Raw genomic sequence first — 26,018 nt, 5'->3', positions numbered from 1 at the left:
GCCCCTTATGGCTGCTGCCAGAGAATGACAGCCGCCGTTACCAACAAGTTGACGAGCGTCAGCGGCAGGCACACTTTCCAGCCGAAGGACATTACCTGGTCATAACGCGGACGCGGTAACGCTGCGCGAATCAAAATGAACATCATCATGAAGAACGCGGTTTTCAGCGCGAACCAGATGAACGGCGGTAAGAACGGGCCATGCCAGCCACCAAAGAACAGCGTTACCATCAACGCGGAAATGGTGACGATACCGATGTACTCGCCCACGAAGAACAGACCGAACTTCATACCGGAATATTCAATGTGGTAACCGTCGGCCAGTTCCTGTTCGGCTTCTGGCTGGTCAAACGGGTGACGGTGACACACCGCCACGCCCGCGATAGCAAAGGTAACAAACCCAAAGAACTGCGGGATCACGTTCCAGATATCGGCCTGGTTGTTGACGATGTCGGTCATGTTGAATGAACCGGCCTGCGCCACCACGCCCATCAGGGAAAGACCCAGGAACACTTCGTAGCTCAGGGTCTGCGCAGACGCACGCATCGCACCCAGCAGGGAGTATTTGTTGTTACTGGACCAGCCGGCGAACAGCACCGCGTAGACCGCAAGGCCTGCCATCATCAGGAAGAACAGGATCCCGATGTTCAGATCCGCCACAACCCAGGTCGGGCTAACCGGAACGATAGCAAACGCCAGCAGCAGCGAGGTAAAGGCGATCATTGGTGCCAGAGTAAAGATCACGCGATCCGAGAAGCGCGGAACCCAGTCCTCTTTAAAGAACATCTTGATCATGTCCGCGACCAGCTGGAGTGAACCACCCCAGCCCACGCGGTTCGGTCCGTAACGGTTCTGGAACAGACCGAGCAGACGACGCTCACCGAAGCTCATGAACGCGCCGCAGGTGACGACCACCAGCAGAATAACAACCGCTTTCAGGATGTTCAGCAGGATGTCGATAAGATCAGGCGTTAACCAACTCATGCTTTTGCCTCCTGCAGGTTATCAAGACGCGCGCCCGCCAGCACTGGCGCGATGCCAGGCATACCCATTGGCAGACCCACCTGCCCTGCTGTCAGACCTTCAGAGATAATCAGCGGCAGGCTGATTGTCTGGCCTTCGTAGCTAAAGCTGATGTTAGCGCCTGCGTTCACGCCAAGCTTCGCGGCATCTGTCGGGTTGAGCTTGATGTACGGCTGCGGCATACGGGTCTGGAAGACCGGGGAACGCTGAGACAATTCGTCGCTACCGAACAGATGGTAGTACGGCGCAATACGCCAGTTACCCTCTTCCGCCTGGAAGCTTGCCGGAACGGTGGAGAAGAACGCCAGACCGGTTTCGGAGGCTTCAATCAGGCGCACGCCCGGATCGCCGTGACGCAGAGAACCGCCCACTTCAGCCTGGAACTTGTTCCATGCCTGTGGTGAGTTCCAGCCTGGCGCCCATGCGAACGGGATCTGCGAACGCGGAGCAGACGGCTGGTTGTTCCCTTCCATTGAGAAGGCGAACATGGTGTCTTTATCCTGCGGCTGACGCGGTTCGTGCACGCTGATGTTGGCGCGCATGGCGGTACGGCCGCTGTAGCGGTGCGGTTCACGCGCCAGTTTCTGGCCGCGAATACGGAAGCTCGCTTCCGGCGCCGCATCTTTAATGCCAGCCAGCTGCGGCAGTTGTGCCACGGCGGCGTCGATCACGTGGTCGAGCTGGGTCCAGTCCACTTCACGGCTCAGCACGGTGCTGTGCAGGGAGTGCAGCCAGCGCCAGCTTTCCAGCATCACAATGCTGTTGTCGTAGTACGCCGGGTCATAAACCTGGAAGAAGCGCTGGGCACGGCCTTCGTTGTTCACAACGGTACCGTCGCTTTCTGCGAAGCTTGCTGCAGAGAGCACCAGATGCGCTTTGTCCATGATCGCCGTGCGCTGATGGTCGATAACCATCACCAGCGGCGCTTTAGACAGAGCAGCGTCCACGCGGGCAGCAGAAGCATGACGATGGAGATCGTTTTCCAGCACCACGACAGCGTCTGCAGCACCGGATTCCAGTTCGCTTAACGCCTCTTCCAGCGAGCCGCCGCCGATCATGCCCAGACCGATGCTGTTTACCGCACGGGCGATCATGGTCACGCCAACGTCAGCACCGCGACCTTTCAGGGCTTTAGCCACGTTGGCCGCCGCTTCAATGATCTCTGTGCTACCGGCGTTAGTACCGGAAATAATCAGTGGTTTTTTCGCACCGGCCAGCGCCTGCACAATCACGTCAACCTTGTTCTGCAGATCGCGATCCAGACCTTCAACGGCCGGGGCGCTGTTGTCCAGCGCGTGAGCGATAGCAAAGCCAAGACGCGCCTGATCTTCAACCGGGGCACGGTAGGTCCAGGCTGCGATGTCGTCCAGACGGGTGTTATCGACGTTAGTGACAAACAGCGGATGCTTGGCGCGCTGACCGATGTTGAGGATCGCCGCGATCTGCCAGTCAGCCACTTTCTGAGCCGCTGCCATTTCACGTGCTTTACCCTTCACCGCCTGACGAACCGCCAGGGCAGCGCGCGCACCGGTCTGGGTTAAATCTTCACCCAATACCAGAACCGCATCATAAGATTCGATTTCGCGCAGCGCAGGGGTATGAATACCGCCTTCACGCAGCACTTTCAGCACCAGTTGCAGACGTTCCTGCTCGCCCTTAGCGATACCGGTGTAGAAGTTTTCCGCGCCTACCAGTTCACGCAGCGCGAAGTTGCTTTCGATGCTGGCGCGCGGGGAGCCGATACCGATCACTTTCTTCGACTGTCGCAGAATATCTGCCGCGCCCTGCATCGCCTGTTCGGCGTTCAGCGTGATCACGTCATCGCCACGGCGCTGAACCGGCTGACGCGGACGGTCTTTCAGGTTCACATAGCCATAGCCGAAACGACCACGGTCGCAGAGGAAGTAGTGGTTAACGGTACCGTTGTAGCGGTTTTCGATACGACGCAGTTCGCCGTAACGTTCACCCGGGCTGGTGTTACAGCCGAGGGAGCACTGCTGGCAGATGCTTGGTGCAAACTGCATGTCCCACTTACGGTTGTAACGCTCGGAGTGCGTTTTATCCGTGAAGACGCCGGTCGGACAGATTTCGACCAGGTTACCGGAGAATTCGCTCTCCAGTACGCCGTCTTCCGGGCGACCAAAGTAGACGTTGTCATGTGCGCCATACACGCCCAGATCTTCGCCGTCTGCGTAGTCTTTGTAGTAACGCACGCAGCGGTAGCAGGCGATGCAGCGGTTCATTTCGTGAGAGATGAACGGCCCCAGATCCTGGTTGCGGTGGGTACGTTTGGTGAAACGGTAACGACGGAAGCTGTGCCCGGTCATCACGGTCATATCCTGAAGGTGGCAGTTACCGCCCTCTTCACACACCGGACAATCGTGCGGGTGGTTGGTCATCAACCACTCCACCACGCTTTCGCGGAACTGTTTGGCTTCCGCGTCGTCGATAGAAATAAAGGTACCTTCGGCGGCTGGCGTCATACAGGACATCACCAGGCGACCACGCGTGTCTTCCGCGTTTTGATATTGCTTCACCGCACACTGGCGGCAAGCACCGACGCTCCCCAGCGCCGGATGCCAGCAAAAATACGGAATATCAAGGCCGAGGGACAGACAAGCTTCCAGCAGGTTGTCCGCGCCATTGACCTCGTATTCTTTGCCGTCTACATGAATCGTAGCCATTAGCATGCTTCCAGTTGGCTCGGTATAAACCGAGCGTTAATCAAAATTCTTCTTATCACCCTCACCCTACCCCTCTCCCTGAAGGAGAGGATATAGCCCGGTTTTCTCCCTCTCCCTTGAGGGAGAGAGCCGGCTTGAGGGGGAATTACCAGCGCGCTTTCAGCAGGTTCGGCTGAATACCATTGATTGAATGGGTATTGCTGAACGGCTGCTTGATGCCTGCTTCGAATTCGTCGCGGAAATATTTAATCGCGCTCTGCAGGGGTTCAACCGCACCTGGCGCATGCGCACAGAAGGTTTTACCTGGACCCAGGAATCGACACAGTTGCTCAAGTGTCTCGATATCACCAGGCTGGCCTTCGCCACGCTCGATAGCACGCAGGATCTTAACGCTCCACGGCAGACCATCACGGCACGGGGTACACCAGCCGCAGGACTCACGGGCGAAGAACTCTTCCAGGTTACGCACCAGCGATACCATGCCGATCTCGTGGTCGACGGCCATCGCCAGCGCCGTACCCAGACGGCTGCCTGCTTTACCAATGCTTTCGAATTCCATCGGCAGGTCAAGGTGGGCTTCGGTCAGGAAGTCTGTTCCTGCCCCACCTGGCTGCCAGGCTTTAAATTTCAGGCCATCACGCATGCCGCCGGCGTAGTCTTCAAGAATTTCACGTGCGGTGGTGCCAAACGGCAGTTCCCAGACGCCCGGATTCTTCACGCGACCGGAGAAGCCCATCAGCTTGGTACCGGCATCTTTACTTGAAGAGATGCCCTGATACCACTCCACGCCATTAGCAAGGATAGCCGGGACGTTGCACAGGGTTTCAACGTTGTTTACACAGGTCGGTTTACCCCACACGCCGGAGCTTGCCGGGAACGGTGGCTTGGAACGTGGGTTAGCACGGCGGCCTTCAAGGGAGTTAATCAGCGCGGTCTCTTCACCACAGATATAACGCCCTGCCCCAGTGTGCACGAACAGCTCAAAGTCAAAACCGGTGCCGAGAATGTTTTTGCCCAGCAGGCCCGCTTCGGTGGCTTCAGCGATCGCGCGACGCAGGTTCTCTGCCGCTTCGATGTACTCACCGCGCAGGAAGATGTAGCCGCGGTAGGCTTTCAGTGCGAACGCGGAGATCAGCATGCCTTCCACCAGCAGGTGTGGCAGCTGCTCCATCAGCAGACGGTCTTTATAAGTCCCTGGCTCCATCTCATCGGCGTTACACAGCAGGTAACGGATGTTCATGGATTCGTCTTTCGGCATCAGGCTCCACTTCAGACCGGTGGAAAAGCCTGCGCCGCCGCGCCCTTTCAGGCCAGCGTCTTTTACTGCATTGACGATCTCATCAGGCGCCATACCGCCCAGGGCTTTGCGCGCCCCGGCGTAACCGTTTTTGCTTTGGTATTCTTCAAGCCATACCGGCTGTTTGTCATCGCGCAGACGCCAGGTCAGCGGATGAGTCTCAGCAGTACGAATTACAGTTTTCATTTGTACTGCTCCAGCAGGTCAGGAATGGCTTCCGGCGTCAGATGGCTGTGAGTATCCTCATCAATCATCATGGTCGGCCCCTTGTCGCAGTTACCCAGGCAGCAGGTTGGCAGCAGCGTAAAGCGACCATCAAATGTGGTCTGCCCCGGCTTGATATCGAGTTTTTTCTCGATAGCGGCCTGAATGCCCTGATAACCGGTGATGTGACAAACAACGCTGTCACAATAGCGGATCACATGGCGGCCAACTGGCTGGCGGAAGATCTGGCTATAGAAGGTGGCTACGCCTTCTACGTCGCTTGCCGGGATCCCCAGTACTTTTGCGATCTCATAGATCGCGCCATCCGGCACCCAACCACGCTGTTTCTGTACGATTTTCAGCGCTTCAATGGACGCCGCACGCGGGTCTTCGTAGTGGTGCATCTCGTGCTCAATGGCGGCACGCTCTGCTTCACTCAGCTCAAAAGCCTCGGTTTGTGGTTGTTGATTCTCGTGCATAATTAGCGGTCCACATCTGACATAACAAAATCGATACTACCCAGATACACAATCAGGTCGGAGACCAGACTGCCGCGAATGGCGGCCGGGATCTGCTGCAGGTGCGCGAAGCTTGGCGTACGCACACGGGTACGGTAGCTCATGGTGCTGCCGTCGCTGGTCAGGTAGTAACTGTTGATACCCTTGGTCGCTTCGATCATCTGGAAGGATTCTTGCGCCGGCATGACCGGACCCCAGGAAACCTGCAGGAAGTGCGTGATCAGGGTTTCGATATGCTGCAGCGTGCGCTCTTTCGGTGGCGGCGTGGTCAGCGGGTGATCCGCCTTGAACGGGCCTTCCGGCATGTTGTTGAGGCACTGCTCAAGAATGCGCAGGCTCTGGCGCAGCTCTTCCACTTTCAGCATCACACGGGTGTAGCAGTCGGAAACACCGCCGCCCACCGGGACTTCAAAGTCGAAGTTCTCGTAGCCAGAGTAAGGACGGGCTTTACGCACGTCGAAATCAATACCGGTGGCACGCAGACCTGCACCCGTTGTCCCCCACTCCAGCGCCTCTTTCGCGCCGTAGGCAGCAACGCCCTTCGAACGACCAATCAGAATGGTGTTACGCAGTGCGGCTTTCTCATACGACGCCAGACGTTTCGGCATCCAGTCGAGGAATTCACGCAGCAGACGATCCCAGCCGCGCGGCAGATCGTGTGCTACACCGCCGATACGGAACCAGGCCGGGTGCATACGGAAACCGGTAATCGCTTCTACCAGATCGTAGATTTTCTGACGATCGGTAAAGGCGAAGAAGACCGGGGTCATTGCGCCGACGTCCTGAATGAACGTGGAGATGTACAGCAGGTGGCTGTTAATACGGAACAGTTCTGACAGCATCACGCGAATCACGTTAACGCGATCCGGGGTGGTGATCCCTGCCAGTTTCTCAACGGCCAGCACGTAAGGCATTTCGTTTACGCAGCCGCCGAGGTACTCGATACGGTCGGTATACGGAATGTAGCTGTGCCAGGATTGACGCTCGCCCATCTTCTCAGCACCACGGTGGTGGTAACCGATATCAGGCACGCAGTCGACAATCTCTTCGCCATCAAGCTGAAGAATAATACGGAATGCACCGTGCGCAGACGGGTGGTTTGGACCGAGGTTGAGGAACATGAAGTCCTCATTGTCGGTACCGCGCTTCATGCCCCAGTCTTCCGGCTTGAAAGTCAGCGCTTCCATCTCCAGATCCTGTTTGGCTTTGGTCAGCTCAAACGGGTCGAATTCGGTGGCGCGCGCCGGATAGTCTTTACGCAGCGGGTGACCCGTCCAGGTTGGCGGCATCATGATGCGCGTCAGGTGCGGGTGGCCGTCGAAGGTCATGCCGAACATTTCCCAGGTTTCACGCTCATACCAGTTGGCGTTCGGGAAAAGTTTTGTGAGGGTCGGCAGATGCATGTCGTTTTCAGACAATGCCACCTTGAGCATGATATCCGTGTTGCGGTCTATTGAGATCAGGTGGTAGAAAACGGAAAAATCCGCCGCGGGTAAACCCTGGCGGTGAGTACGCAGACGTTCGTCCATGCCGTGTAAGTCAAACAGCATAACGTACGGTTTAGGCAGTTTCTTGAGGAAATCAACCACTTCCAGTAACTGTTCACGCTTCACCCAAACAACGGGTACCCCGGTGCGGGTGGCCTGAACAGTAAAGGCATCCGGCCCAAAACGGTTGCGCAGTTCGCCAATGACCGGGTCATCCAGATGATCCCGTGTTTGCCAGGCGGCGTCTTGCGCGGTTAAGTCGGTCATAGTGTTCACCATTGCAAAAGGTCCGTGGTGACTGTCGGGCGTGGCTTCGCGCTATTTGAATAGTGATATGCGAAGGTTATCTCCATGCCCACAGGCGCAAATTAAATTTCGTCTGGTGTACGCAGATTGGTCACTGCAATACGTTCGCCGCGTTTACGCTCGCGCTCGGACTGCATGTTAGCGCGGTATACACCCTGGTCGCCCACGACCCAGGAGAGCGGACGGCGTTCTTTGCCAATCGACTCCTGCAACAGCATCAGCGCCTGCATATAGGCTTCTGGACGCGGTGGGCAGCCCGGGATGTAAACGTCCACCGGGATGAACTTATCTACGCCTTGCACGACAGAATAAATGTCGTACATACCGCCAGAGTTTGCACAAGCACCCATGGAGATAACCCATTTTGGCTCGAGCATCTGGTCGTACAGACGCTGAATGACCGGCGCCATTTTGGTAAAACAGGTTCCTGCCACCACCATCAGGTCAGCCTGACGCGGAGAGGCACGGAGTACTTCTGCACCAAAACGCGCAACGTCATGCACCGCAGTGAATGACGTCACCATTTCAACGTAGCAGCAAGAAAGGCCAAAGTTGTAAGGCCAGATGGAGTTTTTACGACCCCAGTTGACCATATCGTGCATGGCATTTTCGAGCTTGCCCATGTACACGCTTTTATTGACTTCTTGCTCCAGGGGGTCGGTTACGATCTCCTGTTTTTGCAGGGGGTAACGGTCATTCTCACCGTTAGGATCTATGCGGGTGAGCGTATAATCCATCTTATTGCCTCGCTGTTACTGCTGACGATTAGAGATACTGTTTTCCGGGTTGATACGTTCACGGCGTGAACGCGCAGGTGTCCAGTCCAGCGCGCCAATACGCACCAGATAAACCAGACCGGCCAGTAACACTAAAATGAAAATTGCGGCCTCGACAAAGCCGACCCAACCACTCTCACGAATGGAGGTTGACCATGCGAACAGGTAAAGCGCTTCCACGTCAAAAATGACGAAGAACATGGCCACCAGATAGAACTTGGCGGACAAACGTAAACGCGCAGTACCTACCGAATCGATACCCGATTCAAATGGCGTGTTTTTGTGCCTTGCCCGGGCGCGACCGCCGAGGAACCAGCCGCCGACAAGCATCAGGCAGCACAGGCCAATGGCTACGATAAGAAAGATTGCGAATGCCCAGTGATGAGCGATGACTTCTGTGGATGTTGACATACTCATTGCTTACTCATCAAAAGTGATACCTAAAATCCTGCTCTTTCTGGCAGATGGGCATCACATCGATTCATGGGGAGGAACAAATAACCTTACACTAACTGTCGAAAAATGAGACATAGACAGCAAAATGATGTGGTTTTTTACTCCTTTCTATAACCTTTTGTCAACTTTAACAAAAGTTTCTTCACATTAGATTACATTGTTCGAACTTCATTAACATTTAATGCCCTTTACCCTCAAAACGTGTGAGGCGCGTTCCGGCGTTGGGGTGTTGAATCGTGTCCGTAGTGATCTAACACAAAGATTACCTGCCTATTTTGACAGGATTTGCTACCGATTCCTCCCCCCAAAGAGGAGTATTTTCTTGATCTGTGACACGCTTTTGTTAATTCAATCAAAAAAACAGCAACATCTTAGCTGCTTTTTTAACATGCCCATTGACTTTGGAGAGAAGCGGGTGAGCGGTTCAGGCAGGGCGCCATCGACAATTATCAATTTGATAAAGAAGACAATTGTCAAATGATAACGCTAATGTGTACGGAAGCAGATGCAAAAAAAGAACCACTCTGCGGGTTATCAGCCTGAGTGGTTCTTTTTACGGGAACAAAATGTTAACAAAGCATGAGAAGTTCGTTTACTCGAAATCGCGCTCAATCACCAGGGAGTCATCCCCCCCTTCCGGAGTAACATTATTGTACTGCCAGGGGTTATCGTAATTTTCCATGGCATTGAAAATAGTCTGCGCCAGTTCGTTTTTGCTGAGCGGGTTGTGGCACAGCATATACTCCGTATCCGGCAGCGCAGGCAGCCCATCCGCTTTGCCTAGCACCCGTAAATCCGGGCTCATCATCTCAACCGGACGTGCTGTGACGCCCAGCCCCGCTTTCACCGCTGCGCGAACCGCAGGCAAGGTGGAGGCCACATAGGCGAGTCGCCATGGCACGTTGGCAGCATTGAGCGTTGCCAGCACGATGTCGCGGAACGGACTAGGATCGTCCAGCAGCACCAGAGGAACGGGCTCGCCGCGCTGCAGAGAAAACTCCGCGGCACAGTACCAGTGGGTTGGCGAAGTCCGCAGCGTCAGACTCTCAAACTGGCCGGTGCGGTGGGTTGTCACCACCAGATCGACCTCCTGCTCCTGCAACATATCAACCATAAAGGCATTGCGTTTAACTCTGACGTCCAGCGCAAGCTTCGGATAAACCGAACTGATTCGGTTGAGCAGGAACGGCAGAATGGTATCGGCCGACTCATCAGATGCGCCTAAGGTTAAGACGCCCTGCAGATTACTAAACATTAAAGATGTACACGCTTCATCGTTGAAACGTAAGATTTTTCTGGCATAACCCAGCAGCTGAATACCGTGTTCCGTTAACAGCTTATTGCGACCATGACGGGCAAAAAGCTCTTTACCCACCAGTTGCTCCAGGCGTTGCATTTGTTGGCTGACCGCAGATTGCGTGCGGCAAACTGCGGCCGCGGCAGCAGCAAAGGTGTTCAGATCGGCGACCGCCACAAAGGTTCTCAGCAGATCGAGGTCGAGATTCAGTATCGGACGATTTGCATTAATCATATCTTTTCACTTACAGGTTGCTCGTACGGAGCTGCCCCGGGTTTAAGCTGTGTGCGTAAAAGTAATACAGTTCCTTCTGAAAAAAATCCTCTGACGTCCCGGTCTGGCAGAGTGCCTGCGTAATGTAATTGTGCTGGGTATATCAGTGGTCAGAAACAACTTATCTGACGATATTTTTATTCTCAAAAACGATTGAGATAAATAGAAGTTTGTCGGTTGATGTAAATTCCGTTAAAGACAATGCCTTTCCGACGTCAACTTTATCGCAGTAGAGGTTAAGCAGCAATGGTGTTACTTAACTTCTCAAGGCAGAGATAATTCAAACAATTACAACAAACTTTCAAAGGTTCAGCCAACAAGACCTGCTGTGGCCTGTTATCTTTACTCGCTAAACCTGGTGACATCTTACCCTAAAACCTTTTTATTTATAAGCCTTATTGCGCTTCCAGTGATTTAACCTGGTTGATAACTCGCTAAACTAATTTTATTTATATTAACGAAAGTTGTGATTTTGTCTTTATTTGGAAATAACTAATAATTCGCCCAGGACTTAATGATTAATAATGCTTAACATTAATTTCACATGGGCAACCTTTATATAAAGACGCCGTGAAGTAAATGCTAGTGCATTTCATTCAGCTTTTACGAAATGTTGCTTAAGGAAACTGTAGCACTGCTGCCCTGAACCTCTCAATAATCGTCTTTTTTGCAGCGTAAAATCCATTTTAATATGCAACAACCAAAATAAATAACCAAATAGCAATAAAAATGTGGATTATAAAATACATCATTACTTCAAAAACAGTTAAAAATGTCGATATCGCTTCTGAGAGATGAACAAAATCTTCTTCTGCCGACGCTTCAAAATTGGCCAAGCGAGGAGTACATTGTTTCGTGCTGGCTTCCACGGCAGGAAGTCGCAATCACAGCGAAAAGGTTAAAGATTCATGTCACCCATCGAAAAATCCAGCAAGTTAGATAACGTTTGTTACGACATTCGTGGCCCGGTTCTTAAAGAGGCAAAACGTCTCGAAGAAGAAGGTAATAAAGTACTTAAGCTCAATATAGGCAACCCGGCGCCATTTGGTTTTGATGCACCGGATGAAATTCTGGTTGATGTGATCCGCAACCTGCCGACAGCGCAAGGCTACAGCGACTCCAAAGGTCTCTACTCAGCGCGTAAAGCCATCATGCAGCACTATCAGGCGCAGGGCATGCGCGATGTGACCGTAGAAGATATCTATATCGGTAACGGTGTTTCGGAACTGATCGTCCAGGCGATGCAGGCCCTGCTGAACAGCGGTGACGAAATGCTTGTTCCGGCTCCGGATTACCCGCTCTGGACGGCGGCGGTATCGCTCTCCAGCGGTAAAGCTGTGCACTACCTGTGTGATGAGTCCGCTGACTGGTTCCCGGATCTGGATGATATTCGCGCCAAAATTACGCCGCGCACCCGCGGGATCGTCATCATTAACCCGAACAACCCGACCGGTGCCGTTTACTCTAAAGAGCTGCTGCTGGAGATTGTTGAGCTGGCCCGCCAGCATAACCTGATCATCTTCGCAGACGAGATCTACGACAAAATTCTCTACGACGCGGCGCAGCACCATTCTATTGCCGCGCTGGCACCGGATCTGTTAACCGTCACCTTTAACGGCCTGTCGAAAACCTACCGCGTCGCCGGTTTCCGTCAGGGCTGGATGGTGCTGAACGGGCCGAAAAAACACGCCAAAGGCTATATCGAAGGTCTGGAAATGCTGGCCTCCATGCGCCTGTGCGCCAACGTACCGGCACAGCACGCTATCCAGACGGCACTGGGCGGCTATCAGAGTATCAGTGAATTTATCGTGCCTGGCGGGCGTTTGTATGAGCAGCGTCAACGCGCGTGGGAGCTGATTAACGATATTCCGGGCGTCTCCTGCGTGAAGCCAAACGGCGCGCTCTATATGTTCCCGAAAATCGACATCAAACGCTTTAACATCTTTGACGACCAGAAGATGGTGCTCGACTTCCTGTTGCAGGAGAAAGTATTACTGGTTCAGGGGACGGCGTTTAACTGGCCGTGGCCGGACCATGTGCGTATCGTTACGCTACCGCGTGAGGATGAGCTGGAGATGGCCATCAGCCGCTTCGGGCGTTTCCTCGGCGGATACCATCAGTAAACATAACCCTCGGGCTGCCACTGGCAGCCCGATTTGCATCTCACCGCCCCTCCCCTCACAATGAAATCTGTCGCTGTGCAAGACCAAAGGTAACTTATGAGTCAGAGTCATTTTTTCGCCCATCTTTCCCGCCTGAAACTGATCAACCGCTGGCCGCTGATGCGTAATGTGCGCACCGAAAACGTCTCCGAACACAGCCTGCAGGTCGCTATGGTTGCCCACGCGCTGGCGGCCATCAAGAACCGCAAGTTCAATGGTCAGGTGAATGCCGAACGTATCGCCCTGCTGGCCATGTACCATGATGCCTCCGAGGTGCTGACGGGCGATCTGCCGACCCCGGTGAAGTACTTTAATTCGCAAATCGCCCAGGAGTACAAAGCGATTGAGAAAATCGCCCAGCAGAAACTGGTCGATATGGTGCCGGATGAGCTGCGGGATATCTTTGAACCGCTGGTTGATGAGCAGAGCTATAGCGAAGAGGAGCGGTCGATTGTGAAGCAGGCTGACGCGCTCTGCGCCTACCTGAAATGTCTGGAAGAGCTGTCTGCCGGGAACCACGAGTTTTTACTGGCAAAAACCCGGCTGGAAAAGACCCTGGAAGCGCGTCGCAGCGAGGAGATGGACTACTTTATGGAGGTCTTCGTTCCGAGCTTCCAGCTGTCCCTGGATGAGATCAGTCAGGATTCACCTTTATAATGTTTTGCCGGGTAAGGCGCAGCCTTACCCGGCGAATTGTCAGAACGGAAACAGCATCGGGATCATCACGACGCACACCACCATCACCAGGATGGTAAAAGGTACGCCGAGTTTCACGAAGTCACTAAAGGTGTATTTGCCTGGCCCAAGCACCAGCGTATTAACCGGTGAAGAGACCGGGGTCATAAAGGCGGCTGAGGCGGCCATCGCCACCATCATCGCGAACGGATAAGGCGATACCCCCATCGATTTCGCCATTGCCAACGCTATAGGTGCCATCAATACCGCAGTCGCGGTATTAGAGATAAACAACCCGATGGTGGCGCACATGATAAACAGGCACATCAACATCATGTAAGGGCCATAACCGCCCCCCAGCTCCATCAATCCCTTCACCACCAAATCGACACCACCGGTTTTTTGCAACGCCAGCGCGAAAGGCATCATGCCGACAATCAGAATGATGCTCGGCCAGTGGATCGCTTTGTAAGCGCTTTCAGCGTCGATGCAGCGGAATTTCCCCATCAGCAGACAGGCAATAATGGCCGCGATCGGGTTCGGGATTTCGTCGGTCAACATCAGCGCGACCATCAGCACCAGACAGAAAATGGCATGCGGCGCCTGGCTGTGGGCGGGAGACGCATCGCTCACCTCAACGGGTAAGTTCATCACCACAAAGTCCCGGCCTCTCTGGCCCAGTTGGGTGATCAGCTTCCAGTTGCCCACTACAAGGAAGATATCCCCCAATTCAAGAGGTTCATCCACCACCGAGCCGTCCATCGCCACGCCATCGCGTTTTAACCCCACCACGTTCAGACCATAACGGGTGCGGAAACCTATTTCGCGGACGGTTTTGCCGAGCAGTTCCGACTCGGGGATCAGCGATACCTCCGCCATCCCCACGTCCAGCGCCTGATCGGAGAAGTACTCCCCGCGCAGCACCATCGGCTCCAGCAACTGTTCGCTACAAAACTCGCGGAGATCGACCTCTGCCGAAGACATATCAATCAGCAACACGTCCCGGGCGCGAAACTCCGATACACCATTAACGTTCACAATGACACGGCGAAAACGACGCCAGCGCTCTACCCCGATGACGTTAGCCCCGTAACGTTCACGGAGTTTCAAATCATCCAGGCGTTGACCAATCAGCGGCGAGCCGGGGCGGATCGCCAGACGGCGGGCGCGTCCGGTCAGGCGATACTCTTTAATCAGATCGCGGAAGGTGCGGTGCTTCCAGCCGTCGCGGGGTTTATCCTGCTTGTCGCTCTTGAGGGCAAAACGGGTCAGCAGCATATAGATAATGCCCAATACGAGGATCACCAGCCCCAGCGGCGTCACGCTAAAGAAGCTGAAGCCCTCCAGCCCTTCACGCAGCAGTTCGCTGTTGACCACCAGGTTCGGCGGCGTGGCCACCAGCGTCATCATGCCGCTGATAAGCCCGGCGAAGCTGAGGGGCATCATCAGGCGCGATGGCGAGATCTGCATGCGCATAGAGACGCTCAGCACCACCGGAATAAAGATGGCCACGACCCCGGTGGAACTCATAAACGCGCCCAGACCGGCGACGGTCAGCATCAAAAAGACCAACATTTTGGTTTCGCTGTTGCCCGCCACGCTCACCAGCCAGGAGCCCATGCTGGTGGCCACGCCGGTACGTACCAGTCCATCACCGATGATAAACAGGGCGGCAATCAAAATAACGTTGGGATCGCTAAAGCCTGAAAAGGCTTCCGGGAGGGTTAAGGTGCCGCTGAGGACAAAGGCTACGATCACCAGCAGAGCCACGGCATCCATACGGACTTTGCCCGTCGCAAAAAGAATAATCGCGATAAGGAGCAGGCTTAAGACCCAAATTAGTTCACCGTTCAAAACAGGTCCTTGTCAGAAGAGAGTGAGGCCGATAGTGCCATAAAAAAGCCCCAACAATGTGGGGCTATATCATGGGATTACATTTTTCGGGAGACTGTTACATTCCCGTCGGCAGAGCGGGTGACGTCTACGGCCTCCAGCGTGGTGAGTACCAGGTCCGCTTCGTCCAGTCGTGGCGAATCGGCGGGAACCTTCACAGCGATGACGTGACAGCCTGCGTTAAGGCCCGCCAGCACGCCAGCGGCGGCATCTTCCACCACCACGCACTCTTCCGGTGCCAGCCCCAGACGCTTCGCGCCGAGTAAAAAGGCATCGGGTTCCGGCTTGCCGCGCGTCACCTGTTCGGCGGTGATAAACACTTCTGGTACTGGCAACCCTGCCGCTTTATGCCGCGCATGGGCCACAGGAACAGAGCCGGAAGTGACGATAGCCCACGGGATCTCCGCTTCATTCAGATGCTGGAGCAGTTCAAGCGCTCCCGGCAAGGCGGTGATGCCGTCAGTATCGGTGGCCTCAACCTGCTCAAGCCAGGTAAACTCCGCCTGGATATCTGCTTCGCTTCTTCCCTGGAGAAAGTGCCGTAAAGAGGTTATGGCCTGTTTGCCATGGATAAAATTCAGCACCGCCTGATGGTCGATGCCATGCCTGTCGGCCCAGCGACACCAGGAGCGCTCCACCACCGGTAACGAATCTACCAGCGTACCGTCCAGATCAAACAGAAAACCTTTACACTGCACATCAACCTCCGTCAGGCGTTAATAATTTGTTGAATCTCATTGCTGCTCAGATGGTACTGACGCGGGCAGGCATGCCACACGCTGAGCATACGTTGGTATTTGTCCCACATTGGGGTCTGGGCATTAAAGCCATGAGTACCGGCATCGAAATGGGTATAGCGCCCTTCCACATTGACCATAAAGCGAACATAGCTCAGGTAACGGGATTCAGTGGCCGCATCATAGCCCAGGAAGGTAACACGACGCTCGTCAATGGTCTGTGCATCCTTCAGGTTGGTCCATGAAACATGCAGGGCGTGATACATCTCCATGATGTCAATAACGGTACGACAGGTCTCTTCCTTAAGTTCGCCAAACTCGCGATCCAGCTCGCGCATCTGTAAACCGAAACCACGTTCGACGATAGTCTGCAAGCGGCGATAGCGCTCTGCGTTGTCGGGATCAAGCATTGTCATCATTTTGTACTGATTAGACAAAATCAGACGTTGAGCGTGGGTCATTTCCATCTTCGACTCCTGTTGCACATGGCAGCGTAAAAAAAAGACACGGTAACGTTGGGTTACTGTGCCTTCTTTTATTCATCGTTTCGATGATCAATCACAAGTCATCGAGGAATGTTTTATCAAGTTGCTTAAATGCCCGCTTCAGGGTATCTGCCAGCGCCTGATAGTCGGGTTTACCCTCGACCGGCGCCAGCGCCTGACCGGCATCCTGCAACTTACCGCGCACTTCATAGAACCAGGACAACACCGATGGTGGCAACGGGGTGACCGAACGCTTGCCCAACCACCACAATCCCTGCATCGGCAGGCTCAGGGCAAACAGGGCGGTAGCTACCGCTGGGCCAAGTTGCCCACCCAGCGCAATCTGCCAGCACAGGGTGAAGACCGCGATGGGCGGCATCAGCCGGATAGCGTGGCGGGTGGCGCGAATCACCCGGTTTTCAATAAAGACGGGCGCGAGGCGCTTTTCCAGTGGCCACGTCTTAGAGTAATGCTGTCCCCGGCGAAACAGGCTAAAAAAGCTCACGGAAGGGTTCACAGGTGTCGACATGGCTTACCTCAACTTCACATATAAAAATTAAAATATTCGTGCAAAACCACAACTGGTCATGACAACGTTCAAAAACTTTTGTCAGGGCTACCCAGTATCGGGTATCCTGTGCCGGCCTGCAAAGGCCTTAGACGAGGAATGTTCACTCGTCAAATTATCGCACATTATGCCATTGCCGGAAAAATGCGCAAAATGGCATAAAATCATATGTATTCTTTTCGTCATGCCAAAATGTACTTCGGGCATGATGTTAATCATAAATGTCAGCGATATCTTGCGCTACGATCCTTGACTCACTGACGTTTTTTTAGCCACGTATCAATAATAGGTACTTCCATGTCGAGTAAGTTAGTACTGGTTCTGAACTGCGGTAGCTCCTCACTTAAATTCGCTATCATCGATGCGATCAACGGTGAAGAGTACCTTTCTGGTTTGGCCGAATGTTTCCATCTTCCTGAAGCACGTCTTAAGTGGAAAATGGACGGCAGCAAACAGGAAGCGGCTTTAGGTGCAGGCGCCGCTCACAGCGAAGCGCTGAACTTTATCGTTAACACTATTCTGGCACAAAAACCAGAACTGTCCGCTCAGCTGACCGCTATCGGTCACCGTATCGTTCATGGTGGCGAGAAGTACACCAAGTCTGTGATCATCGATGACTCTGTTATTCAGGGCATTAAAGACTCCGCTTCTTTTGCACCGCTGCATAACCCGGCTCACCTGATCGGTATCACTGAAGCGCTGAAAGCCTTCCCGCATCTGAAAGACAAAAACGTGGCCGTGTTTGATACCGCGTTCCACCAGACCATGCCGGAAGAGTCTTACCTCTACGCCCTGCCGTACAAACTGTATAAAGAGCACGGCGTTCGCCGCTATGGCGCGCACGGCACCAGCCACTTCTACGTGACGCAAGAAGCCGCGAAAATGCTGAACAAGCCGGTAGAAGAAGTGAACATCATCACTTGCCACCTGGGCAATGGCGGTTCCGTTTCTGCTATCCGTAACGGCAAATGCGTTGATACCTCTATGGGTCTGACCCCGCTGGAAGGTCTGGTGATGGGTACTCGCTCCGGTGATATCGACCCGGCGATCATCTTCCACCTGCACGATACCCTGGGCATGAGCGTTGAAGATATCAACAAAATGCTGACCAAAGAGTCTGGCCTGCTGGGTCTGACCGAAGTCACCAGCGACTGCCGTTACGTTGAAGACAACTACGCAGAGAAAGAAGACGCTAAACGTGCAATGGACGTTTACTGCCACCGTCTGGCGAAATACATCGGTTCTTACACTGCGCTGATGGACGGTCGTCTGGACGGCGTGGTCTTCACCGGTGGTATCGGTGAGAACGCGGCAATGGTGCGCGAGCTGTCCCTGGGCAAACTGGGCGTGCTGGGCTTTGAAGTTGACCATGACCGTAACCTGGCTGCGCGCTTTGGTAAGTCTGGCTTCATCAACAAAGAAGGCACCACTCTGGCAATGGTTATCCCAACCAATGAAGAGCTGGTCATCGCGCAAGACGCGAGCCGTCTGACTGCCTGATTCCACACCGCCAGCAATGCTGGCGGTGCTGTTTTGTAGCCCGCCCGTTTTCGGCGGTAACGAAAGAGGATAAATCGTGTCCCGTACTATTATGCTGATCCCGACCGGAACCAGCGTAGGCCTGACCAGCGTCAGCCTCGGTGTGATCCGTGCGATGGAACGTAAAGGCGTTCGCCTGAGCGTGTTCAAGCCTATCGCTCAACCACGTGCTGGTGGCGATGCGCCAGACCAGACCACCACTATCGTTCGTGCGAACTCTAATCTGCCCGCCGCTGAACCGCTGAAGATGAGCCACGTTGAGTCTCTGCTTTCCAGCAACCAGAAAGACGTGCTGATGGAAGAGATCATCGCTAACTATCACGCTAACGCACAGGATGCGGAAGTCGTGCTGGTTGAAGGTCTGGTTCCGACGCGCAAGCATCAGTTTGCCCAGTCCCTGAACTTCGAAATTGCCAAAACGCTGAACGCAGAAATCGTGTTCGTAATGTCCCAGGGAACTGATACCCCGGAACAGCTGAAAGAGCGTATTGAGCTGACCCGCAGCAGCTTCGGCGGCGCGAAAAACAGCAACATCACCGGCGTGATCGTGAACAAACTGAACGCCCCGGTGGATGAGCAAGGCCGTACCCGCCCTGACCTGTCTGAAATTTTCGACGACTCGTCCAAAGCGCAGATCGTGAAAATCGATCCCGCTAAGCTGCAGGAATACAGTTCTCTGCCAGTGCTGGGCGCGGTGACCTGGAGCTTCGACCTGATCGCGACCCGTGCGATCGACATGGCGCGCCACCTGAACGCGACCATCGTTAACGAAGGCGATATCAACACCCGTCGCGTGAAGTCCGTGACCTTCTGTGCGCGTAGCATTCCGCACATGCTGGAGCACTTCCGTGCAGGTTCCCTGCTGGTGACCTCCGCAGACCGTCCTGACGTGCTGGTTGCAGCCTGCCTCGCGGCGATGAACGGCGTGGAAATCGGTGCGATCCTGCTGACCGGTGCCTATGAAATGGACCCACGCGTCAGCAAGCTGTGCGAACGCGCCTTTGCTACCGGCCTGCCGGTCTTCATGGTTAACACCAACACCTGGCAGACCTCTCTGAGCCTGCAGAGCTTCAACCTGGAAGTGCCGGTTGATGACCATCAGCGCATCGAGAAAGTGCAGGAATACGTTGCCGGTTGCATCAATGCTGACTGGATTGAATCCCTGACTGCTACCTCCGAGCGCAGCCGTCGCCTCTCTCCACCAGCCTTCCGTTATCAGCTCACCGAGCTGGCGCGTAAAGCGGGCAAACGTGTTGTTCTGCCAGAAGGCGACGAACCGCGTACCGTTAAAGCGGCTGCCATCTGTGCCGAGCGCGGTATCGCGACCTGTGTGCTGCTGGGTAACCCGGATGAGATCACCCGTGTTGCCGCCTCTCAGGGCGTTGAGCTGGGTTCTGGTATTGAAATCGTTGACCCGGAAGTGGTGCGCGAAAGCTACGTTGCCCGTCTGGTCGAGCTGCGTAAGAGCAAGGGCATGACTGAAGCCGTTGCCCGCGAACAGCTGGAAGACAACGTGGTGCTCGGTACGCTGATGCTGGAGCAGGACGAAGTTGATGGTCTGGTTTCCGGTGCTGTTCACACGACTGCGAACACCATCCGTCCACCGCTGCAGCTGATCAAAACAGCCCCAGGCAGCTCGCTGGTCTCTTCTGTGTTCTTCATGCTGCTGCCGGAACAGGTATACGTGTACGGTGACTGCGCGATCAACCCGGATCCGACCGCTGAACAGCTGGCCGAGATCGCCATCCAGTCTGCGGACTCCGCGATTGCCTTCGGTATCGAACCGCGCGTTGCAATGCTCTCCTACTCCACCGGTACTTCTGGTGCAGGTAGCGACGTTGAGAAAGTGCGTGAAGCGACCCGTATTGCACAGGAAAAACGCCCGGATCTGGTTATCGATGGCCCGCTGCAGTATGACGCCGCGGTTATGGCTGACGTAGCGAAATCCAAAGCGCCTAACTCGCCAGTTGCGGGTCGTGCTACCGTGTTCATCTTCCCGGATCTGAACACCGGTAACACCACCTATAAAGCGGTACAGCGTTCAGCCGACCTGATCTCCATCGGGCCGATGCTGCAGGGTATGCGCAAGCCGGTGAACGACCTGTCTCGTGGCGCGCTGGTAGACGATATCGTCTACACCATCGCCCTGACCGCGATCCAGTCTTCCCAGCAGTAAGCAGTATCTAAACGCAAAAAGGCGACCTGATGGTCGCCTTTTTTTATGGTCGCGATTACGCTTCTTCGTGCTTAACCGGCTCGTTGCTGGCGTTGCGGCTCATCCACAGGGCCAGCGCTTTCAGCGAATCGGGGGTGAAGTCATCACAACGGGCGGTGATTTCAGCCGGGGTCATCCAGCAGACTTCACTCACCTCTTCTTCCTGCAGCGCAAACGGGCCGTGGGAGACGCAGCTGAAAAGGCCTCCCCAGACGCGGCAGTGGTCATCTTCGAAATAGAACTGCCCATGTTCGGCGAACGGTACGCCAGCAATCCCCAGCTCCTCTTCCGCTTCGCGGCGGGCGGAATCGAGTAACTGTTCATCGGCCTGCACCACGCCACCGGCGGTAGCATCAAGCATCCCGGGCATGAAGTCTTTCGTTTCGGTACGGCGCTGAACCAGAATATTGCCCATCCCATCATGCACCACGATATAGGTCGCGCGATGACGCAGACGCTGCGCCCGCATCTGCTCGCGGCTCGCCTGTGCAATTACCTCATTGTCTTCGTTGACAATATCCACCCATTCCGTACTTGCCAAATGACTGTGCTCCACCATCGGAAACCTTCTCTTTAAAGCGCTCTCGCGGCGCGTTTTACTGTTGAGGAGTAAATTACGGATTAATCTCTGACTGCGCAATAACCTGGCCGTCATTCAGCGTCATAACGCACAAATGGTTTCCTTCCAGCATGCCGTAGCTGGGGGGAAAGCCGCCTTTGGGCAGGCTGACCGAGCCAGGATTGAAATGTATAAGGTCGCCCTGTTTCCCGGCGACCGGAATATGAGTATGGCCGTAAACCAGCACATCGCCAGCATTCAGCGTGGGCAGATTCTCCGGGCCAAAAAGATGACCGTGGGTAACAAACAGGCGGCTATTCTCCAGCAGGATTTGCTGCCAGGGCGCGGTAATGGGAAAGTTCAGCAGCATCTGGTCAACTTCGCTGTCGCAGTTGCCGCGAACGGCGATAATCCGCGACGCGTAAGCGTTGAGCCGCCCAGCGACCTCAGCAGGCGCATAGCCTTCGGGCAGCGGATTGCGTGGGCCATGGTTCAGCACATCTCCGAGGATCACCAGCCATTGCGCCCCGCTCTGGTTGAACAGCGAAAGCACCCGTTCGGTCGCCGGCAGCGAGCCGTGGATGTCCGAGGCAAACATCAACTTCATCAGAGTTTCCTTATGTCGAAATGCTGCCCCATCATACCGGAATATCAGCCCGCCCGCTTCGCCGACAACGCCACGTAGCGCTGTATGGAAGCCCGCTGCCACTGGAAGTTAGCGTAATCCACCAGCTGCTGCGGCACGTCATCACCATTGAGCACCAGACGGTTGAGCATCAGAGCCAAATCCGCATCTGCGATACACCACTCGCCGAACAGGTTTTGCTGGCCGTGGGCAAGCAGGGAAGCGGCGATATCATAAAGCTGGTTGGCTGCCCGCTGTGCGGTTTCACTCAGGGCCGGTTTTTTCACTCCACCAAATACTACGTCGGTAGAGCGCTCCTCGCGGATCGGCACCAAATCGCTGCGCAGCCACGCCTGAATTTGCCGCGCACGGGCGCGTTTTTGCAGGTCCAGGGGGTAGATCCGCTCCCACTCCGGCGGCGCAAAATGCTCCTCCAGATATTCAGTGATGGCAGAAGATTCGCTCAGTTCAAAGCCGTCATTCTCCAGCACCGGCACGCGACGGGTCAGGGCATAGCCCCGCCAATGCGGCTGGCGGTTTTCACCCCGGCTGAGGTCAACGGTTTTCAGGGTAAAGGGCAAACCTTTCTCGGCCAGCGCGACATACACGCTCATGACATAAGGGGAGTAATAATCGGCATCTGACCACAAGGTAATTGCAGGTTGGCTCATAAGGTCCTCGTAACGCTTCGGGTGATGGTTGATATCCAAAATATAACCTCCTGCTCCGGCTGTCACTTGATGAAAACTCACGATTTATCATCACCGCCTATACTCGATCCTATGCCGCGATAATCGTTATGACAGGAGTTGCGATGATTGACCTTTACTACGCCCCGACCCCCAACGGGCATAAAATCACGCTTTTTATGGAGGAGGCCCAGCTGGATTACCGCATCCTGCCGGTTGATATCAGCAAAGGTGAGCAGTTCCGCCCTGAATTTCTTGCCATTTCGCCTAACAATAAAATTCCGGCCATCGTCGATCATGATCCTGACGATGGCGGTGCACCGCTGAGCCTGTTTGAGTCCGGCGAGATCCTGCTCTATCTGGCGGAAAAAACCGGTAAATTGCTGAGCGGTGAATTACGGGAACGCCATGTCACCCTACAGTGGCTCTTCTGGCAGGTGGGCGGGCTGGGGCCGATGGTCGGTCAGAACGCCCACTTTAACCACGTTGCGCCGCAGCCGATCCCCTACGCTATCGAACGTTTCCAGGTGGAGACGCAACGGCTCTATAACGTTCTGAATAAGCGTCTGGAAAAATCACCGTGGCTGGGAGGCGATCATTACAGCATCGCAGATATCGCCTGCTGGCCGTGGGTCAATACCCGAGAAAGCCATCGCGTAGACCTGGCGTCGTGGCCAGCGGTGAATAACTGGTTTGAGCGCATCCGTACCCGACCGGCAACCGAACGCGCCATGCAAAAAGCACAGCAGATATAAACGCTTTCCTCATGTATTATGGTGCCGATAATGACACGGAGGAAGCCTGCAATGTCCCAGAACGACGCGATTATTCGTATTAAAAATTTACGCCTGCGCACCTATATCGGTATCAAAGAGGAGGAGCGCGCTAACCGTCAGGATATCGTGGTTAATGTGGTGATCCACTACCCGGCCGATAAAGCCCGGGACAGTGAAGATATCAATGACGCACTTAACTATCGCACCGTCACTAAAAGCATTATTCAGCACGTCGAGAGTAACCGATTCTCTTTGCTGGAAAAATTAACTCAGGATGTGCTGGATATCGCACGCGAACATCACTGGGTCACCTATGCTGAAGTAGAAATCGATAAACTTCACGCGCTGCGCTATGCCGACTCCGTCTCAATGACGTTAAGCTGGCAACGCTAGGCGCAACCCTGGAGGTTGTATGAAGATCCTGGTAACCGGCGGTACTGGCCTGATTGGCCGGCATCTCATCCCCCGCTTACAGACGCTGGGCCATGAGATAACGGTGGTGACACGCAGTCCCGAGAAAGCGCGTCAGGCACTCGGCTCCGGCATCACTATCTGGAAAGGGCTAACCGAGCATCAGGATCTTAATGGGTTTGACGCCGTCATCAATCTGGCGGGGGAACCCATCGCCGACAAACGCTGGACTGAAGATCAGAAGCAGCGGCTGTGCAACAGCCGCTGGAACATTACCCAACGACTGGTGGATATGTTCAAGGCCAGCGACAACCCGCCCTCGGTATTCATCTCCGGTTCAGCAACGGGGTATTACGGCGATTTAGGCGAAGTGGTGGTCACCGAAGAGGAACCGCCGCACAACGAATTTACCCATAAACTGTGTGCCCGCTGGGAGCAGATCGCCTGCGGGGCACAGAGCGATCATACTCGCGTCTGCCTGCTCCGCACTGGCGTGGTGCTGGCGCCGAAAGGCGGGATTCTGGCGAAGATGCTGCCGGTATTTAAGCTGGGACTGGGCGGGCCGATCGGCACTGGCCGTCAGTATCTGGCGTGGATCCATATTGATGATATGGTAAACGGCATTCTCTGGCTGCTGGATAACGATCTGCGCGGCCCGTTCAATATGGTCTCCCCTTACCCGGTTCGTAACGAGCAGTTCGCCCATGCTCTGGGGCATGCAGTGCATCGCCCTGCTGTCATTCGCGCACCGGCCACCGCTGTCCGCATGCTGATGGGAGAATCCTCAGTGCTGGTGCTGGGCGGTCAGCGCGCGCTACCGAAGCGCCTTGAGGCCGCCGGGTTTGCCTTCAGGTGGTACGATTTAGAAGAGGCCCTGGGAGATGTGGTAGGTTAAATCTGCCCGATCGGCTGTGCTACATTGTTATGCCCGATCTCAGGTTCAGGCGTAACAATGGCAACGATCACCACTTCCAGGCTAACACTTTCCCCCTTTGAGCCATCTGACTGGCCCTTTTTCCGTACGCTACGCGAATCGCCTGAGATCATGCGCTATATGGCCGCTATCGCGCCGGAAAAAGAGACCCGACGCCTGTTTGCCATCCGCCTGACTGCTCCGCATACCTTTGTTATTCGCACTCACGATGATGACACCCCGCTGGGGGATATTGGGCTGCAAATTAGCAATACGTATCCTGAAGAAGCCGATATTGGTTATACGGTGATCCCCGCCGCACAGGGCCGGGGGATTGCCAGCGAGGCGCTGCGCGCCGTCTGTGAATATGCGTTTATTCGGGTGGGGGTAAATGCGGTTAATGCGTACGTGCTGGCGGATAACGGCGGTTCGGTCCGGGTATTAGAAAAAGCAGGATTTGTGCGCACCCAGATACTGGAAAAGGCGTATGAGATTAACGGTGTGCGCTACGACGACTGGGTGTACCGGCTGGAGAGTGATGTGGCCTGAATGCAGGGCGGGACTGCGTTTACCCGACCTGCCAAAACCGTATGCCCGGTAAGCGTAGCGCCACCGGGCGTTAACAGCGGTCGTGCGGCCTGATGCCCTCTCCCACAGGAAGGGGGCGGACATCTCATCTACTTCAAGGATCCTTTCAGGAACTGCTGCAGACGTGGGCTCTTCGGATTCGCCAGCACCTCATCCGGGTGCCCCTGCTCTTCGATTATGCCCTGATGCAGGAAAATCACGTGGTTGGAGACGTTACGGGCGAAGCCCATCTCGTGAGTTACCACCACCATCGTTTTTCCCTCTTCGGCCAGCTGCTGCATAATACGCAGCACTTCACCCACCAGTTCAGGATCGAGCGCCGAGGTCGGTTCGTCGAACAGCAGCACTTCCGGCTCCATCGCCAGCGCACGGGCGATAGAGACACGCTGCTGCTGACCACCGGACAGATGCACCGGGTATTTAATCTGCTGACGCGCGTCGATGCCCACCTTCGCCAGGTATTTTTCCGCACGGGCGCGGGCTTCCTGCTTGCTTAAGCCCAGCACCTGCACCGGCGCTTCCATCACGTTCTCCAGCACCGTCATATGGCTCCAGAGGTTGAAGTGCTGGAACACCATCGTCAGGCGGGTACGCAACATCCGCAGCTGGTGTTTATCCGCCACCTTCAGCTGACCATCTTTGTCCTGCACCAGATTAATGTTCTCGCCGCTGACCACAATCTTGCCGGCACTCGGTTTTTCGAGGAAGTTGATGCAGCGCAGGAAGGTACTTTTACCCGACCCTGATGAGCCGATAATACTGATCACATCGCCCGCATTTGCCTGCAGCGACACCCCTTTCAGCACTTCATGTTCGCCGTAGCGTTTGTGCAAATCGATAACGTTTAATTTGTTCTCAGCCAT

General features: G+C 54.9%; 24 protein-coding genes. 8 read left to right on the top strand and 16 right to left on the bottom strand.

Features of this window, described 5'->3' with window-relative positions:
- Positions 1-5 precede the first annotated feature (5 nt).
- The 8 genes from nuoH to lrhA form a co-directional block, all read right to left on the bottom strand.
- Positions 6-983 carry an NADH-quinone oxidoreductase subunit NuoH gene (nuoH, locus tag ABIE02_RS06530; RefSeq protein WP_032612777.1) on the bottom strand — a complete coding sequence of 326 codons (978 nt, stop codon included), beginning with the start codon at positions 981-983 and terminating at the stop codon, positions 6-8.
- Entirely contained in the window at positions 980-3,706 is a 2,727-nt protein-coding gene (gene nuoG / locus ABIE02_RS06525) for an NADH-quinone oxidoreductase subunit NuoG (RefSeq protein WP_336994464.1), read from the bottom strand. Before nuoG ends, nuoH begins: the two co-directional genes overlap by 4 nt.
- 145 nt (positions 3,707-3,851) lie before the next feature.
- Positions 3,852-5,189: an NADH-quinone oxidoreductase subunit NuoF gene (gene nuoF, locus ABIE02_RS06520; protein ID WP_032612781.1), complete on the bottom strand. Its 1,338-nt coding sequence runs from the start codon at positions 5,187-5,189 to the stop codon at positions 3,852-3,854.
- A complete protein-coding gene (gene nuoE, locus ABIE02_RS06515) occupies positions 5,186-5,686 on the bottom strand; it encodes an NADH-quinone oxidoreductase subunit NuoE (protein WP_014071107.1) in 501 nt (166 codons plus the stop codon). The genes nuoF and nuoE overlap by 4 nt, the downstream gene beginning before the upstream one ends.
- A 2-nt stretch (positions 5,687-5,688) precedes the next feature.
- Positions 5,689-7,491, bottom strand: coding sequence for an NADH-quinone oxidoreductase subunit C/D (gene nuoC / locus ABIE02_RS06510; RefSeq protein WP_114144824.1), 1,803 nt, complete (start codon positions 7,489-7,491; stop codon positions 5,689-5,691).
- A gap of 89 nt (positions 7,492-7,580) precedes the next feature.
- On the bottom strand, positions 7,581-8,255 hold the full coding sequence (nuoB, locus tag ABIE02_RS06505; RefSeq protein ID WP_032612787.1) for an NADH-quinone oxidoreductase subunit NuoB: 675 nt from the start codon (positions 8,253-8,255) through the stop codon (positions 7,581-7,583).
- Between the two features lie 15 nt (positions 8,256-8,270).
- On the bottom strand, positions 8,271-8,711 hold the full coding sequence (nuoA, locus tag ABIE02_RS06500) for an NADH-quinone oxidoreductase subunit NuoA (RefSeq protein ID WP_032612789.1): 441 nt from the start codon (positions 8,709-8,711) through the stop codon (positions 8,271-8,273).
- 631 nt (positions 8,712-9,342) lie between these two features.
- Positions 9,343-10,281, bottom strand: a complete 939-nt coding sequence (gene lrhA, locus ABIE02_RS06495; RefSeq protein ID WP_059307472.1) for a transcriptional regulator LrhA — start codon at positions 10,279-10,281, stop codon at positions 9,343-9,345.
- Positions 10,282-11,228: 947 nt separating this feature from the next.
- Here lrhA and ABIE02_RS06490 point away from each other — a divergent pair.
- Both ABIE02_RS06490 and yfbR read left to right on the top strand, forming a co-directional pair.
- Positions 11,229-12,443, top strand: a complete 1,215-nt coding sequence (locus ABIE02_RS06490) for a pyridoxal phosphate-dependent aminotransferase (RefSeq protein ID WP_032612793.1) — start codon at positions 11,229-11,231, stop codon at positions 12,441-12,443.
- 96 nt (positions 12,444-12,539) lie between these two features.
- Positions 12,540-13,139 carry a 5'-deoxynucleotidase gene (yfbR, locus tag ABIE02_RS06485; protein WP_032612795.1) on the top strand — a complete coding sequence of 200 codons (600 nt, stop codon included), beginning with the start codon at positions 12,540-12,542 and terminating at the stop codon, positions 13,137-13,139.
- A 39-nt stretch (positions 13,140-13,178) separates the two neighbouring features.
- Here the strand turns inward: yfbR and ABIE02_RS06480 are convergent, their stop codons facing one another.
- From ABIE02_RS06480 to yfbV, 4 genes are all read right to left on the bottom strand, one after another.
- Positions 13,179-15,011 (bottom strand): SLC13 family permease, encoded by a 1,833-nt coding sequence (locus ABIE02_RS06480; protein ID WP_336994463.1) that lies wholly within the window; start codon positions 15,009-15,011, stop codon positions 13,179-13,181.
- Positions 15,012-15,088: 77 nt separating this feature from the next.
- Positions 15,089-15,748 (bottom strand): sugar phosphatase, encoded by a 660-nt coding sequence (locus tag ABIE02_RS06475; protein ID WP_144883003.1) that lies wholly within the window; start codon positions 15,746-15,748, stop codon positions 15,089-15,091.
- A gap of 11 nt (positions 15,749-15,759) precedes the next feature.
- Complete coding sequence (locus ABIE02_RS06470; RefSeq protein WP_032612801.1) at positions 15,760-16,254, bottom strand: YfbU family protein; 495 nt, start codon at positions 16,252-16,254, stop codon at positions 15,760-15,762.
- Between the two features lie 91 nt (positions 16,255-16,345).
- Complete coding sequence (gene yfbV / locus ABIE02_RS06465; RefSeq protein WP_032612804.1) at positions 16,346-16,801, bottom strand: terminus macrodomain insulation protein YfbV; 456 nt, start codon at positions 16,799-16,801, stop codon at positions 16,346-16,348.
- A 336-nt stretch (positions 16,802-17,137) separates the two neighbouring features.
- Here yfbV and ackA point away from each other — a divergent pair, with 336 nt between their 5' ends.
- Together ackA and pta are read left to right on the top strand one after the other, a co-directional pair.
- Positions 17,138-18,340 (top strand): acetate kinase, encoded by a 1,203-nt coding sequence (ackA, locus tag ABIE02_RS06460; RefSeq protein WP_032612806.1) that lies wholly within the window; start codon positions 17,138-17,140, stop codon positions 18,338-18,340.
- 76 nt (positions 18,341-18,416) lie between these two features.
- Positions 18,417-20,555: a phosphate acetyltransferase gene (gene pta, locus ABIE02_RS06455; protein WP_032612808.1), complete on the top strand. Its 2,139-nt coding sequence runs from the start codon at positions 18,417-18,419 to the stop codon at positions 20,553-20,555.
- 55 nt (positions 20,556-20,610) lie between these two features.
- Here the strand turns inward: pta and yfcD are convergent, their stop codons facing one another.
- Genes yfcD through yfcF form a run of 3 tightly spaced genes read right to left on the bottom strand, consistent with a single transcriptional unit; the run spans position 20,611 to position 22,449 of the window.
- A complete protein-coding gene (gene yfcD, locus ABIE02_RS06450; RefSeq protein WP_032612811.1) occupies positions 20,611-21,153 on the bottom strand; it encodes an NUDIX hydrolase YfcD in 543 nt (180 codons plus the stop codon).
- 55 nt (positions 21,154-21,208) lie between these two features.
- Positions 21,209-21,760, bottom strand: a complete 552-nt coding sequence (yfcE, locus tag ABIE02_RS06445) for a phosphodiesterase (protein WP_164540724.1) — start codon at positions 21,758-21,760, stop codon at positions 21,209-21,211.
- A gap of 44 nt (positions 21,761-21,804) precedes the next feature.
- Positions 21,805-22,449 (bottom strand): glutathione transferase, encoded by a 645-nt coding sequence (gene yfcF, locus ABIE02_RS06440; RefSeq protein ID WP_163603174.1) that lies wholly within the window; start codon positions 22,447-22,449, stop codon positions 21,805-21,807.
- Between the two features lie 143 nt (positions 22,450-22,592).
- On the opposite strand from yfcF, the gene yfcG reads away from it, so the two are divergent.
- The 4 genes from yfcG to ABIE02_RS06420 are packed head-to-tail and all read left to right on the top strand — an operon-like array spanning position 22,593 to position 25,116.
- Positions 22,593-23,222, top strand: coding sequence for a GSH-dependent disulfide bond oxidoreductase (gene yfcG, locus ABIE02_RS06435; RefSeq protein WP_032612817.1), 630 nt, complete (start codon positions 22,593-22,595; stop codon positions 23,220-23,222).
- A gap of 51 nt (positions 23,223-23,273) precedes the next feature.
- Entirely contained in the window at positions 23,274-23,636 is a 363-nt protein-coding gene (gene folX, locus ABIE02_RS06430; protein WP_032612819.1) for a dihydroneopterin triphosphate 2'-epimerase, read from the top strand.
- A gap of 19 nt (positions 23,637-23,655) precedes the next feature.
- Positions 23,656-24,549, top strand: coding sequence for a TIGR01777 family oxidoreductase (locus ABIE02_RS06425; protein WP_059307469.1), 894 nt, complete (start codon positions 23,656-23,658; stop codon positions 24,547-24,549).
- A 57-nt stretch (positions 24,550-24,606) separates the two neighbouring features.
- Complete coding sequence (locus ABIE02_RS06420) at positions 24,607-25,116, top strand: GNAT family N-acetyltransferase (protein WP_164540728.1); 510 nt, start codon at positions 24,607-24,609, stop codon at positions 25,114-25,116.
- A gap of 128 nt (positions 25,117-25,244) precedes the next feature.
- Here ABIE02_RS06420 and hisP read toward each other — a convergent pair whose 3' ends face one another.
- Positions 25,245-26,018: a histidine ABC transporter ATP-binding protein HisP gene (gene hisP / locus ABIE02_RS06415; RefSeq protein WP_032612825.1), complete on the bottom strand. Its 774-nt coding sequence runs from the start codon at positions 26,016-26,018 to the stop codon at positions 25,245-25,247.

The organism is Leclercia sp. 1548 (assembly GCF_050435045.1).
GTDB classification, from domain to species: domain Bacteria; phylum Pseudomonadota; class Gammaproteobacteria; order Enterobacterales; family Enterobacteriaceae; genus Enterobacter; species Enterobacter adecarboxylatus.
Note: the sequence above shows the minus strand (reverse complement) of the source record. Positions and strands in the feature narration are given on the sequence as shown.

Bases quoted from the DNA above. Each gene is read 5' to 3' on its own strand.
- nuoH (WP_032612777.1), bottom strand. From the start codon at position 983: ATGAGTTGGTTAACGCCTGATCTTATCGACATCCTGCTGAACATCCTG.
- nuoG (WP_336994464.1), bottom strand. From the start codon at position 3,706: ATGGCTACGATTCATGTAGACGGCAAAGAATACGAGGTCAATGGCGCG.
- nuoF (WP_032612781.1), bottom strand. From the start codon at position 5,189: ATGAAAACTGTAATTCGTACTGCTGAGACTCATCCGCTGACCTGGCGT.
- nuoE (WP_014071107.1), bottom strand. From the start codon at position 5,686: ATGCACGAGAATCAACAACCACAAACCGAGGCTTTTGAGCTGAGTGAA.
- nuoC (WP_114144824.1), bottom strand. From the start codon at position 7,491: ATGGTGAACACTATGACCGACTTAACCGCGCAAGACGCCGCCTGGCAA.
- nuoB (WP_032612787.1), bottom strand. From the start codon at position 8,255: ATGGATTATACGCTCACCCGCATAGATCCTAACGGTGAGAATGACCGT.
- nuoA (WP_032612789.1), bottom strand. From the start codon at position 8,711: ATGAGTATGTCAACATCCACAGAAGTCATCGCTCATCACTGGGCATTC.
- lrhA (WP_059307472.1), bottom strand. From the start codon at position 10,281: ATGATTAATGCAAATCGTCCGATACTGAATCTCGACCTCGATCTGCTG.
- ABIE02_RS06490 (WP_032612793.1), top strand. From the start codon at position 11,229: ATGTCACCCATCGAAAAATCCAGCAAGTTAGATAACGTTTGTTACGAC.
- yfbR (WP_032612795.1), top strand. From the start codon at position 12,540: ATGAGTCAGAGTCATTTTTTCGCCCATCTTTCCCGCCTGAAACTGATC.
- ABIE02_RS06470 (WP_032612801.1), bottom strand. From the start codon at position 16,254: ATGGAAATGACCCACGCTCAACGTCTGATTTTGTCTAATCAGTACAAA.
- yfbV (WP_032612804.1), bottom strand. From the start codon at position 16,801: ATGTCGACACCTGTGAACCCTTCCGTGAGCTTTTTTAGCCTGTTTCGC.
- ackA (WP_032612806.1), top strand. From the start codon at position 17,138: ATGTCGAGTAAGTTAGTACTGGTTCTGAACTGCGGTAGCTCCTCACTT.
- yfcD (WP_032612811.1), bottom strand. From the start codon at position 21,153: ATGGTGGAGCACAGTCATTTGGCAAGTACGGAATGGGTGGATATTGTC.
- yfcE (WP_164540724.1), bottom strand. From the start codon at position 21,760: ATGAAGTTGATGTTTGCCTCGGACATCCACGGCTCGCTGCCGGCGACC.
- yfcF (WP_163603174.1), bottom strand. From the start codon at position 22,449: ATGAGCCAACCTGCAATTACCTTGTGGTCAGATGCCGATTATTACTCC.
- yfcG (WP_032612817.1), top strand. From the start codon at position 22,593: ATGATTGACCTTTACTACGCCCCGACCCCCAACGGGCATAAAATCACG.
- folX (WP_032612819.1), top strand. From the start codon at position 23,274: ATGTCCCAGAACGACGCGATTATTCGTATTAAAAATTTACGCCTGCGC.
- ABIE02_RS06425 (WP_059307469.1), top strand. From the start codon at position 23,656: ATGAAGATCCTGGTAACCGGCGGTACTGGCCTGATTGGCCGGCATCTC.
- ABIE02_RS06420 (WP_164540728.1), top strand. From the start codon at position 24,607: ATGGCAACGATCACCACTTCCAGGCTAACACTTTCCCCCTTTGAGCCA.
- hisP (WP_032612825.1), bottom strand. From the start codon at position 26,018: ATGGCTGAGAACAAATTAAACGTTATCGATTTGCACAAACGCTACGGC.